This window comes from bacterium (assembly GCA_019912885.1).
Classification (GTDB): Bacteria; Lernaellota; Lernaellaia; order JACKCT01; family JACKCT01; genus JAIOHV01.
Map to the genome: position 1 here is coordinate 1 of JAIOHV010000175.1, position 12,655 is coordinate 12,655.

Below are 12,655 nucleotides of genomic sequence, written 5' to 3' on the forward strand. Positions count from 1 at the left end.
AGCCCTTCGAATGCAGGCATGCGAATTGAAGTATACTGACGTTATTTCGTCTGCGATAATTCCGACCTCAAATCCGCCGGTTGCATCGGCATCAATTATTGTCGTGCTCCAAGTTCCCGACTCTCGAGACGACAAATAAAGTCCGTCCTGTTGTCCGATATGGGCGATATAAACGTCACCGTTGTCGAGAATGCCGATCGCGGAATTGCCGCTTTTCAAATTTGGATCAACAGTTTCGATTGCCCAATTACCGGAACTTTTATTTATATAGCTCAGCCCTGTATCTGGATGTCGTTCGCAAATATGAATGTTATCGAGTTTATCTATAAATACGTCGTCTAACCCGCTACTGAAAGGTATTACGTCGAAAGACCAACTTTCATCGAAATACATGGCCTCAGTTAGGATCGACGGAGACTTTACATAATACAATAATACATAATCATCGTCATATATCGCCAGTTGCGAATTGTAGCCAGTACCGTGGCTGTCGTCGATCACGTCGACCGTCCACGTCCCGTTTTCCCGCGCGGCAAAACGCAAATCCCGATTCGGCCAGTCCTGCCACGCCGTGTAAACCAAACCGTTCGCAGTGGCGATCGATACGTCGCCGTTCGCCTCGTTCCCGGGATCGATTTCCTCATCCAGCCACGTCCCGCCGGCGTTGGTCAGATAACGGACGTGGTATTTCGGCACGCGACTCGCGTAGATGATGTGGAGATCGCCATTTTCGTCCACCACGAGCGCGGACCCGCTCATACCGTCCGCGGTCACGCGCGAGGTGATCGAATTCAACTCGCTTGTCCCGTACGAGACGTTGATCGAGCGATTGGTGACCGAGCCCGGCGCGAACGACGGCACGCCCAGATACCCGTTTTCGCAAACCTGCAAGCGAAGCTCCGACGCCTTGTCGAAGATCTTCTTCGACGTCCATTTCCCGTTTTTCAGCGTCGAGGAATGCAGCGCCAGGAGCGTATCGTCCGGATCGTCCTGGTCCTGCGGTCGCTCGTAATACATGACCGGCGCGCCGTCCGCGGTGCGCGAAAACTGCGTCATGAAGCCGGCGTCGAACATGGCGAAATAGTCGTAGTGGTACGTCCACGTCGAGCCCGATTTCATCGCGATGAACGGCTTGATCAACCATTGGTCCCAGGCGTAGAACGACGCATATACCTCGTCCGCGCTCACGGCCAGGATGTCCGGCTTCGCGCCCCCCCCAATGACCTCCGCCACGAAGTCTCCGCCCGTGCTTTCGAGATAAAAGATCAGCGCGTCGGTGCTGAATCCGTCCGGGTTGTCCGTCCCGCGCGTCACGACGTGAACCGAACCGTCGTCCGCCACGTCGATCGCGCTGAGATAGCCGACGCCGACGCCGGCGTCCTCTTTAGTCAGGATCGTCGAGGTCGTCCATGTTCCGCCCGGCGGGGAAAAGCCGTAGTGCAGCGACTTGTCGTCGTGGTTCAGCCAAACGGCGTGCACGCCGCCAGCCGGCCCGAGCGTGATCGCGGACTTCGTGTCCCACTCCGAATAGCCCGACGCGCCGATCTTCGACATGGTGTCCAGGGTGGTGAACTCCCACGGCCCGCCGGGTGTGCCACGCGCGTATTTCACCGCGCGGTTCCAGAGATCGGTGTAAACGAAGTGAAACACGCCGTCCGCGTCAATCACAAAGCGAGGCCAAGCGGTCATCGTGTCCACCGTCTCGAACGTCCAATCGTCGGGATGCACCTCGCCAGCCGCGAGGTACGCCGCGTCGAGATAATACAGACGCAGATCGCGCCCAAGCGAGATCGCGAACCAGAGATTGCCGTCCGCGTCGATGCGCAAATCCGCGCCGCGCTCGGAGGAGCCGCCCGCAATGAGCGTGCAGATCACGTCGCCGTCTGGTGTCGTGAATGGTGCGTGGCATCCGGTCTGTGGCGATGGGAACTCCGACAACCCCACGTCCACGAAATCGACGGGCAATTCCACGCACCCCGCCGCCAGGTCCTCGTCGAAGTCGATCAGTTCCGTGTCGTCGTCGCCCGTGTCGTCGTCTGTATCGTCGTCATCGGAATCGTCATCTTCCGAATCATCGTCGGCACTATCGTCGTCCAGAGAATCGTCGTCAGCATCGTCATCGACAGACAAATCGTCGTCCGCCGCATCGTCGTCAAGCGCGGAGTCGTCATCGTCTGCGTCGTCATCGAATCCCGAGTCGTCGTCATCGAGCGCGTCGTCGATCGGCGCGGACACGCCATCGCTATCGTCGTCATCGCCGCACGAACAGCCGGGGAGCGCAAAGGTCAGCGGGAGAGCAAGAAGGAGGAGCGTCGCGAGGCGGGCGAAATGCGCGAGCGGGTTTGCGGCAGCCTTTTTCCGCGTTATCGCAATATGCTTTTTTGCGGCCATGCGCATGGAGTCCCGCCCAGGAATCTAACGTCATGTTATAGGAACGAAGACGCTATCGCTACGAATCATGCACGGCATTCGTGATGCGCCGGATCCGCCTGTTTGGAGGAATTCCCCCAATGAACCTTTCCGCCTTCCCGCCGTTCGGGCTTCCGGTCTATCCTGCGATTGGGAGGATTCTCCGATGAGCGACGACGGACGCATCACCATCGACCGCGACGGCCATTTGCTTCTGATCGGCCTTGACCGCCCCGACAAGCGCAACGCCCTGTCCGTGGCGATGTATCAGGGTCTTTCGCGTGCGTACGCGATGCTTGAGAACGACGACGAGCTTCGTTGCGGCGTGCTGTACGCGCACGGCGAACATTTCACGGGGGGGCTCGACCTGCCGCAGTGGGTCGAGTGGTTCCAGAGGGGCACGATGCCGATCGCCGACGACGGCCTCGATCCCTGCCAGATCTACGAGCGCGGGCTGAACAAGCCTGTCGTCAGCGCGGTGCAGGGCATCTGCTTCACCATCGGCATCGAGCTGATGCTCGGCACGGACGTGCGCGTCGCCGCCGATTCCACCCGCTTCGGGCAGATCGAGGTGCGCCGAGGCATTTACGCCGCATGCGGCGCGACGATCCGCTTCGTGCGCGAGATCGGCTGGGGCAACGCCATGCGTTACCTGCTGACCGGCGACGAATTTTCCGCCGGCGACGCGTATCGCATGGGCTTGGTGCAGGAGGTCGTTCCCGCGGGAGCACAACTCGATCGCGCGAAGGAGATCGCCCGGACGATCGCGGATCAGGCGCCGCTGGCCGTGCGCGCGACGCTGCGTTCCTCGCGCACGTACACGATCGAGGGCGAACCGACGGCGGTCGGGCGGCTGATGCCCGATCTCGCGCCGCTTTTGGCGAGCGAAGACGCGCAGGAGGGATTCCTGTCGTACATGGAGCGGCGCAAGGCGGAATTCAAGGGGAAATAGGGGCGACCGGTTCCCACGTAGCGCGTGGACGAGATGGACATCATGGACCGACTGGACATGATGGACGGGCACGCGAGCGATATTTGCGCGATGAGCGTTCCGTCTTTCAGGCTGCTTCTCAGCATCCGCACCCGCAACCGTCATCGTCGTCGTCGTCATCGTCATCATCATCATCGCCCGTAGCTGCATCGTCGTCCGCCGCGTCGTCATCCAAATCGTCATCGACCGCGTCATCATCGAGGGTGTCGTCGTCGGTCGCGTCATCGTCGTCGCCGGGCAGGGGGAAGCCGGCGGCGGGCGCGTAGAGCCCGGTGTGCGCGGGATCGGCCTGGAACGTTGCCCAGTGCAGGCCGCCCTCGCCAAGCGCGTATCCGCACAATTCGTAGACGTTCACGACGGCGTCGCCGTTTTCCGCGGACGTGAGCGCGGCCAACTCCGGCGTACCGTCATGGTCGATGTCGGCGAGCGTCGGGCCGTTCAGGTACGTCATTCCCCGCGGGCGAAGCGGCCATCCGGGCAGATCCATGGCGTCCGCGTCGATTCCGAACAGGTAGCCGAGGTCCGACTCGCGCACGTTGTTCGTGAAAAAGATTTCGAGGTCCGCGTCGCCCGTCAGGTCGGCGACGACAAAGCTCCCTTCCGCGCCGCCTGCCATCGAATACGGAAAACCGGGCGCGTCCTGGCCGTCGTTTGTCACGGCAAACAGCGCGTCATCCTCGATGATGCCGCCCGCGCGTCCGACAATGATCTCAAGGGGGCCGTCTCCCGTCAGGTCCGCCACGGACGGCGACGAAAATGTCCAAGCGTCGCCGAGGTCGTACGGGAAACCGGCCAGCTCGATGCCGCCCGCGTCGATCACGTGAAGACGATTCCAATCGCCGTGCGTCGCGACGATGATGTCGAGCGATTCGTCGCCGTCGATGTCCGCGAGCGCCGGGCCTCCGTAGCTGTAATTCTCGTCGGGATACGTCACCGGAAAGCCCGCGCGCGGCGAGCCGTCCGGTGCGAAGACGAACACGGCATCGAACGAGCACACCACGATCTCCGGCGTCCCGTCGCCGTCGAGATCGCCCGCGGCGGCGCTCGCTGCCGGAACGTGGTCGAGCACCACCGGCCAGCCGGCGGCGGGGGCACCTTGCGCGTTCAGAGCGTAGAATTTGCCGACGCCGCCATCCTCCCGGACACCGATGAGAATCTCGTCCGCGCCGTCGCCGTCCAGGTCAAAAAGCGTCGGCGGGCTGTTGATGTCGCCGCCAAAGGTGGCCTCGCGCGTCACGAGGCCGCTACCCTCCACCACGTACAGCGTCGCGTCGCCCGGCCCGGAAAACGCCTCGCGCGTGCCGACGACGATCTCATTTTCCCCGTCGCCGTCCACGTCGCCGACGGCCGGCGCGGCTTGCGCGTAGCCGTCGAGGTCAAGCGTTACGAGCGCGTCGCCGCTTGCCGAAAAAACGTGCAGTTCGCCCGCGGATGTCGCGACGACGATCTCCAGGTCCGCGTCTCCGGCCACGTCCGCGGCGACGAGACCGTGGATGTCGGTGAAGACCGCATCGGAATCGGCGGCGACGGGAAACCCGGCTCGCTGCGCGATCGCGTCGCAATCCGATTGCGCGGCGGCCGCGGGAGCAAGATACAGTGCGCACGCGAGCGCAAGCACGAAAAACGCAAGAGGCAGGGGATTTTTCATGCGCGAACGATAGCGCGTCGCGCCGGTGCGGAAAAGCGAAAGGGGCGAACCGGGCGGCTCGCCCCGAGCGTTTTCGTCAGTCGGGTGCGGTCAATCGCCTGCGCGTTCGACCCACAGATCGTTGTGCGTCAACGCGCCGTGAAGCTGATTGGCGCTCATGTCATGGAACACGTCGCCGGCGCCTTCGTTGAAGTGCCAGAGGCCGACGGTGTCTTCGTCCACGTTTCCGAACTCGAAGAAGGGATCGAAAGCGGCGTCGTATCGCGCCACGCTCGAATAACGCACTTCGTCGATGAGGCCCGGGAAAAACGAAATGTCATCGACGCTCGGCTGTCCGATGCCAAGGGGCGTTTCGTCGTAATAGACGGGCCCATCGTATTCCTTGGTGCCAAGCAGTTCGCCGTCGAGGTACAGGCGAAGTTCCTGGCCGTCGTAAACGCCGGCGGCGTGGTACCACTGGCCGATGGTCAAGTTGACGTCCGTGAAAATTTTGGGCCACCACGCGCTGCGGTCGGAGATAATGAAAAAGAGCTGCGTCTCGATGGTGTCACCCACGCGATTGCCGAGAAGCGAAAGGCTCCAGCCTTCGGATTCGCTTCGCGGCGACGGGTTTTCGCGCCCGACCATTTCGTACCGCAACTGATCGACGAAGATTTTTTCGTCGATGTTGAACCAGCACTCGATCGTGAAAACGTCCAGATCGAGCCGGGGATCGAACGGAACGATCCCGCCCTCGTTGAATCCATTGAGGCCGACGGCGAAGCTGCCGTTGTCCGGATCGACGTCTTCGTCATCGTCATCGGCCGGCTCGTCATCGTCCACGGACGCGTCGTCGCCGTCGTCCTTGTTTACGCTGCCGCTGTCGCAACCCGCCGAGAAAAGGCCCGCACCAAGAAAAACCAGAAAAGTCAGATAAATGAAGCGCGACTGTCCCATTGCAAACCTCTCGTTCGTTCTTCCAATTTTTCTAAAATTTACCATCGGTCGAATCCGCCATCAACGCAAGAAAAAAGCCTTTTAACGGAAATTGCCAGCGCTATCGTTCCGTTCGGTTGCCGAATTCACCTGCGCGTGGTTTTTTAGCGAAAGCCGGGCGGTCTACGATCAAAGGCATCGCGGCGCGGAGTCGAAATCATTCCACGTGTCTGTTTTACGGGCTTGTGTTTTTATGGCAGCAACGACGAACCACGAACATATTGAAATCACTCGGTTATCGCGCAAGGACATGGACGTTCTGGCGGCGACCTGGGTGGAAACGAACGCCGGGTACCAGCGCTTTCACGTCCACCACAGTCTCGCGTGGTATCGGGCTCACCTGCGCGCGGGCAGCCGCGAGCGCATCGAACCGCTCGGGATTCGCGAGGCGGGCCGCTGGATCGGCTTTTTGAACCTGCGTTACGGCCGGGACAGCATCGCGTTCACGATTGCCGATCAGCCCGTCGTCATTCACCCCGTGCGTATGGCCGCTTTGTCGTATCCGGGTTTGCCGATGCCGGAAACCGACGCGCATTTTCGCGCCTTGATCCGCGGCATTTTTCGCCTGTTTCCCGAACTCGACGGGCTTCGCCTGGACGCGCTGCCGATCGAAAGCGGCCTGTACCAATATTGCGAGCGATCGCGCGCGGCACCGATCAACGGTTTGACGTTTCTTCCCGACCTTCAAACGCAAGTCCGTTCGTTGATGACCTTCGACGAGCGGGCGCCCGAATATCCGAAAAATTTCGCGCGGCACCGCAAGCGGCTCGAGAACATCCACGGGCCCGTGACACTGCGCGAGTTTCGGCGCCGGGCGGATGTCGAGACGTTCGCGCGCGACGCGCGGGCCATCTACGAAAAAAGTTGGCATCGCGATGTGCTGGGGCCGCTTGACTGGTGGGAAACGGACGAGCTGCTCGCGTCGATGGCCGATGAGGGTTTATTTCAGTCGTTCATCGTTTACGCGGGGGACCGCCCGATCGCCGTCGATTATGGCTATCGTTTCAACGACGTGTACTACGACCGGCAAACGGCCTACGACCGCGCGTTTCGATCGTTTTCGCCGGGCATTCTCTCGCTCTACGGCATCCACGAGCGCCTGGTTGCCGAGGGGGGGTATCGATACATCGACCTGGGTTACGGCGCGCACGACTACAAGGATCGGGCGGCGTCGACGTCGTATCGGGAAACGTTTTATTACGTCTATCGCGACCGCCCCTTTCTTCGCGCCGTGCTTAAAATAAACCGGGCTTACACGCGGTTTTATTCCCACATCGTCGGTGTGCTGGAGCGGACGGGGCTGAAGGGTCATCTGAAAGCGATCCTGAAGCGCAAACGGCCAAGATAGATTCGCCCCGGCACCGTTGACGCGCGTCAGGGAACTTCCCAGGCCTGGCCTTCGGGTTTGACGAAAAACGCCGGGCGTTTCTCGCGGAGCGCGAGCGCCTTTTCCAGGTCGTGGATCGGCTCGTAATACCCGTCGTCCGCCTGGGCGAACGTTCCGTAGTGCATGCCGAGGCTCGACGCCGCGCCGAGCACCTCGTGCGCGCGCACCGCTTCCTCCGGATTGATGTGCATCGGTTTCATGAACCATCGCGGCCGATAGGCGCCGATGGGCAGTATCGCCAGGCGCAGTTCGCCGAAACGCTTGCGGATTTGCCGAAAATGCGGGCCAAACCCCGTGTCGCCGGCGAAAAAGACCTTGCCCGCGGGCCCGGAAACGATGAATCCGCACCACAGCGTCTTGTCGCGATCGCACGTGCCGCGGCTGGAGAAGTGCTGCACCGGAACGGCGGCGACGGTCACGCCGCGAGCGATGTCGCGGGTGTTCCACCAATCCAGATCCTCCGCCGCCGGCACGCCCTTAACGGCGAGATACGCCGCATTGCCGAGTCCGACAAAGATGCGTGGCCGAAAAGCGTCGCCAAGGCGGCGCAGCGTTTCGACGTCCATGTGATCGTAGTGGTTGTGGCTCACGAGCACGATGTCAATCGGCGGCAGGTCCTCGAAACGAATCCCCGGCGGGCGGTGGCGCTTCGGCCCGGCGAAGGACAGGGGCGAGACGCGGTCGGACCATACGGGATCGGTCAGGATGTTCAGCCCGTCCATCTGCACGAGCAGCGTCGCGTGGTTGATGAATGTCACCACAAGGCGCCCGCCATCGACGCGGCGCGCGGGCGGCGGGCCGGGTTTCGCATCGATCCAATCCGGCCAGTCGCCCTTGTCGCGATTGGTGATCCATCGAAGAAAGTCGAAAAAGCGCCCCTCATACGTGACTTCGTTGTGAAAGCGCTCGCCGTCGAAATGCTCGGAGACGGGGCCCCGGTATCCGTCCGCGGAAAACGGGCAACAACCGTAAAGGCTCAAGGCTACCAAGGCGAGGGCGGCAAGCGCGATGATTCGAGGCGTTTGTCGGCGCGGCATCTCGCGGAATGTATACCACGGCGCGCCCGTCGTGCCGTTTGCTGGCTCGCGTTGCACGCGACGCGCGCAAAAGGAAAAACGCGGCGCGGAGTCGTCCCCGCGCCGCGCCGGTTGCCATCGCGATGGTTTATTTCGTGATGAAATCGCCCATCAGGTTGTCGACGTAGAAATTCCCGCCGACGGTCGCGGTGACGTAATCGATGAACGACACGCCGCCGAGGCCCTTCGCCGAGTCGCCCTGCATGGTAATGTCCACGCAACTTGTCAGCCCGTCATTCACGTAAACGTCGAAGGTGTTGGCGCCGAAATCGATATCGAGCCGGACCGTCACCCACTCGCCCGCGGTGTGCGTCACTTCGCAGTCGATCAGGCCGCCGTCCTGGACGTTGATCCCCCCGTCGGGCGCCGCGGACAGATCGATCTTAAGCTGCCCGATATTGCTCGGGAACTCCTGGACGAAAAATCCCCAGGCCGCGTCCGTCTCGCGCCAGATTTCGGCCTCGATCCAAGCGCTCTGCTCGACCGCCAGGAAGCCGTAGGACGGCCAGATCCAGTCGCCGTCATTCTTGCCGCCGCTGATGTGCAACGCCTGCCCGGCGCCGTCCTTCACCAGAACGTCGACCTGCGCGGTCGAGATCCCACCTTGTCCGAGGATGCTCCACGGCAGCGACAAGTCGCCGAGCTCGTAGTCCTCGAAATCGATCGTGAACGGGAACAACACGTCGTCATCGTCGTCCGCGTCATCGTCATCGTCATCGGCGTCGTCGTCCGCGTCATCGTCCTCCGCGTCGTCATCGTCGTCCGCATCATCGTCTTCGGCGTCGTCGTCCGCCGCATCGTCGTCATCGTCGTCGTCGTCGCCGCAGGAACACCCGCCGAGCGCCGCCGCGAATATTGCGAAGGCCCACGCCATCAACATCCATCCCGAATTCTTCATTCCCGTGCTCCTTCCGTAGGGGAACGGATCGACGCCCTCCGGATACCGCCGGCCGTCATCGTCGCATCCGCCAATGTCGTGCCAATACCAAAAAAAGGCGCACAAGGAAAACAAATTCGACGGACCGCCGCAAAAAGGGAAAAGCCGCCGGAGCCGCCGGCGGCCTTTCCAGGGAAACGCGCGGGAAACGAATCAGTCGTCGAACTCGCCCTCCACCTTGAACGAGAGCTTCAGGCGCACGCGAAATGACGAGATCTCGCCGTTCTCGATCTTGATGTCCTGCTCGACAAGTTCCGCGACGCGCACATCGCGCAGCGACTTCGATGCCGCGGCGACAGCCGCCCGCGTCGCGTCCTCCCAGGATTTTTCCGATTTTCCAACGAGCTCGATGATTTTGTAGACGCTGCCGCTCATAAATTCCCCCTGAAAATTATGATGACCCTGATTCAATTTACGCCGCTCGACGCCCAATCGCAAACAAAAACGCGCTACCCAACGTCGAAGCCGACTCTCGCCGCGTTCATGAGACGGCAATCGGGGTTGGCAAGCAAAAGGCGAAATGCAAGCCTGCTAACATGGCGCGACCATTCGAAAATTTCGATTTTTCCCTTGACAAGGACGCGCCATCCGTCTCATGTATCGAGAATCCGGAATGTCGTTCTTTTTAGACCGCAAGCGCAGCGAAACGAATCCGCCGCGTCGGGTTGCCGCGACAGATTCGCAATTGGGGGCCGACGCATGAAAAAAACGCCCGTCTATTCGAGCCTGGGTATCGCCGCCGCCATTTTTGCTCTGGCGATGACGTTTGCGCCGAGTGCGCGTGCCGATATCTTCCTGTACGAGCCTTTTTCCGCGGGCATTCCCGACAACTGGTCGGTCGTCGACAACATCCCCAGCGGTATCGTCTGGGACGTGGGCTACTGCGCCAACAATTCGTTTTGGGGCGGTTACTGGACTTACATCGACCTGGATTACGTCGAAGCGCAGAACTGGTGCGGTCCTGAGATTGCCGAGGAAGGGCCGATCAACTCCGACCTCATCACGAACGCCATCGACCTGGGGCAGGCCGAGAATACGTCGATCACCTTCGACTACGACTTCTTTCCGAACGCGGACTTTGTGCGCACCGACGCGACGGGGCAGTTCGTCGTCAGTACGAGCCAGACGACGCAGGTCGTCGCCACGTATACCTTCTACGACTTCCAGTCGCCCGGCGATAAACACGTGACCTACGACGTATCCGAGTGGGCGGACGGCGATCCGAGCGTCACTTTCGCATGGCGGATGGTAACCGCGGATCCGCTCGGCGATTTCGGCAACTTCTTTGCGATCGACAGCGTCATCGTCGAGGCCGACTGCGTGGCGCAAAGCAACACCACAGCGAATCTCGTCGAGCATGACGGGACCTTCGAGGCGAGCCTGCCGGTGGTTGATACGGTGATGACGTGTTTTACGCCGACGATGTACCCCTCCTGGTTTTACGAAGGCACGGCGCACTTTGACCTGACGTTCCCGCCGATCACGGCGCGATGGCTCGTCTGGCGCGATGGCGACGGCGGCGCGCCGGACGACGTGGTGTTTGTTGGCCCCGAGTTTTCACCCTCGGCGGGTGTCAATACGTTTACGCACGCCGAGGTTCTTACGCATTCCGAGTTCGACGCGCCGATCCAGCAGGGGCGCTGGTGCTTCGGCTATCAGGTCACCGGCGGCACGCCGTCGATCGATATCGATGCGACGGGGAACGGATCTTCGTACACCAGCATTCAGGAGTTGTTCGAGCCGCTCACGTCCGACCTCGATATCGAGATGGTGGAGGCTATCTGTCCCGGCTCGACGACGACGACCACCACCACCACGACAACCACCACCACGACCACCACGACAACGACGACCACCACGACAACCACGACAACGTCGACGACAACGTCGACAACGATGCCCACGACAACGATGCCCACGACATCGACGACCGCGCCGACGACAACGACAACCACCACGGCGCCGCCGACAACCACGACCACTTCGACGACCGCGCCAACGACGACAACTTCGACGACGACTACCACCACGGCGCCGCCGACCACCACGACCACAACGACGCCGACGACCACAACCGAGCCGCCGACGACCACGACAACCACGATCCCGCCGGACGACGACGACTTTGACGGCCAGATCGACGCGGAGCCGGACTCCGGCTTCGATTTCGAGGACAACGGTTTGCGCGGCGGGTCGGGCCAGGGACCCTTTGGCTTTGAATGCGATTAGGAATCCGTGGCGACCGGCGCAAAAAACCACGTGCTCAAACCGGTGAAATCACCCGGAAATCCGGTTGATGCGCCATCCTGCCTGTTTCGCGAGGATGATTACGATCGGATTCCCGCGGCTGTCGATCGGACACCCGTGGCGTATGACGGAGATGAATTGATGCGACGATGGTTGTCGCTCCTGTTGATTTCCTCCGCGTCCATCGGCGTCGCGGCGGCGTCTGAAAATGCGGCGACTGGCAGCGCCGCTAATCTCGAACACCTGGGCGTCTATTTCGTTGATTCCGAGTGGGCGATTTCGGACATCACGCCGCTTGATCCGGAAACGGAAGAGTTCTGGCATTGGACCGCAGGCGAGATCGCGGTGTGCGACGACGAACCGCTCATCGAGGATGACGGAAGCGCGGAAAACGGATGGACCTGGAACGTGGCGGGAAACGCCTGGGTCAACTGCTTCGCCCCCTCCATCTATCCGTCGTATCTGCGCAAGATTTCCGTTTACGTCCATTCCACCGAGACAGGCGACGAGCCGGTGGAATACGTGGTGTACAGCGATTCGGGGACCGACGGCCCGGATAGTGCCAACCTGCATTCGTCCCCGGTGTTCGAGCCGATCGCGGGCACGTGGAACTCGTACGACGTTCCGCTTCTTGCGCCGCTTGCGTCCGGGCGATGGTGCGTCGGGGTTGAGTATCAGACGGGCGGCGCGACCGAACGAAAATACGTCGGCGAAGACCAGGACTCCACGGATCCGAATACGTCTTACGGCGGCGCCCCGGGCGACTGGACGTTCTACGATTCTGTCAGCTCGTATGTTCTGATGATTCGCGCGCTGGTCAACGACTGCGAAGGTACGTCGACGACCACGACTACCACGACGACAACCACAACAACGACAACGACCACGACGACAACGCAACCGACGACGACAACCACATCGTCGACGCAGCCGACAACCACCACGACGACAACCACAACAACGACAACGACCACGACGACAACGC

At 61.4% G+C, this 12,655-nt stretch carries 10 protein-coding genes; 4 read left to right on the plus strand and 6 right to left on the minus strand.

Features of this window, described 5'->3' with window-relative positions:
- The coding region (locus tag K8I61_15455; protein ID MBZ0273434.1) for a hypothetical protein at positions 1 to 2,391 on the minus strand (2,391 nt) is incomplete at its 3' end.
- A gap of 184 nt (positions 2,392 to 2,575) precedes the next feature.
- Between K8I61_15455 and K8I61_15460 the strand changes: the two genes are divergently transcribed.
- A complete protein-coding gene (locus tag K8I61_15460) occupies positions 2,576 to 3,361 on the plus strand; it encodes a crotonase/enoyl-CoA hydratase family protein (protein ID MBZ0273435.1) in 786 nt (261 codons plus the stop codon).
- Positions 3,362 to 3,479: 118 nt separating this feature from the next.
- Here K8I61_15460 and K8I61_15465 read toward each other — a convergent pair whose 3' ends face one another.
- Complete coding sequence (locus K8I61_15465) at positions 3,480 to 5,048, minus strand: VCBS repeat-containing protein (GenBank protein ID MBZ0273436.1); 1,569 nt, start codon at positions 5,046 to 5,048, stop codon at positions 3,480 to 3,482.
- A 90-nt stretch (positions 5,049 to 5,138) separates the two neighbouring features.
- Positions 5,139 to 5,984 carry a LamG domain-containing protein gene (locus K8I61_15470; protein ID MBZ0273437.1) on the minus strand — a complete coding sequence of 282 codons (846 nt, stop codon included), beginning with the start codon at positions 5,982 to 5,984 and terminating at the stop codon, positions 5,139 to 5,141.
- Positions 5,985 to 6,273: 289 nt separating this feature from the next.
- On the opposite strand from K8I61_15470, the gene K8I61_15475 reads away from it, so the two are divergent.
- Positions 6,274 to 7,371 (plus strand): GNAT family N-acetyltransferase, encoded by a 1,098-nt coding sequence (locus K8I61_15475; GenBank protein ID MBZ0273438.1) that lies wholly within the window; start codon positions 6,274 to 6,276, stop codon positions 7,369 to 7,371.
- Positions 7,372 to 7,397: 26 nt separating this feature from the next.
- Here K8I61_15475 and K8I61_15480 read toward each other — a convergent pair whose 3' ends face one another.
- The 3 genes from K8I61_15480 to K8I61_15490 form a co-directional block, all read right to left on the minus strand.
- Positions 7,398 to 8,447 (minus strand): MBL fold metallo-hydrolase, encoded by a 1,050-nt coding sequence (locus tag K8I61_15480; protein MBZ0273439.1) that lies wholly within the window; start codon positions 8,445 to 8,447, stop codon positions 7,398 to 7,400.
- 127 nt (positions 8,448 to 8,574) lie between these two features.
- Complete coding sequence (locus K8I61_15485; protein MBZ0273440.1) at positions 8,575 to 9,384, minus strand: hypothetical protein; 810 nt, start codon at positions 9,382 to 9,384, stop codon at positions 8,575 to 8,577.
- A 192-nt stretch (positions 9,385 to 9,576) separates the two neighbouring features.
- Positions 9,577 to 9,798: a dodecin family protein gene (locus tag K8I61_15490; GenBank protein MBZ0273441.1), complete on the minus strand. Its 222-nt coding sequence runs from the start codon at positions 9,796 to 9,798 to the stop codon at positions 9,577 to 9,579.
- 324 nt (positions 9,799 to 10,122) lie between these two features.
- On the opposite strand from K8I61_15490, the gene K8I61_15495 reads away from it, so the two are divergent.
- Both K8I61_15495 and K8I61_15500 read left to right on the plus strand, forming a co-directional pair.
- Positions 10,123 to 11,652, plus strand: a complete 1,530-nt coding sequence (locus tag K8I61_15495; protein ID MBZ0273442.1) for a hypothetical protein — start codon at positions 10,123 to 10,125, stop codon at positions 11,650 to 11,652.
- Positions 11,653 to 11,811: 159 nt separating this feature from the next.
- On the plus strand, positions 11,812 to 12,655 hold an 844-nt coding region (locus K8I61_15500; GenBank protein MBZ0273443.1), incomplete at its 3' end, for a hypothetical protein.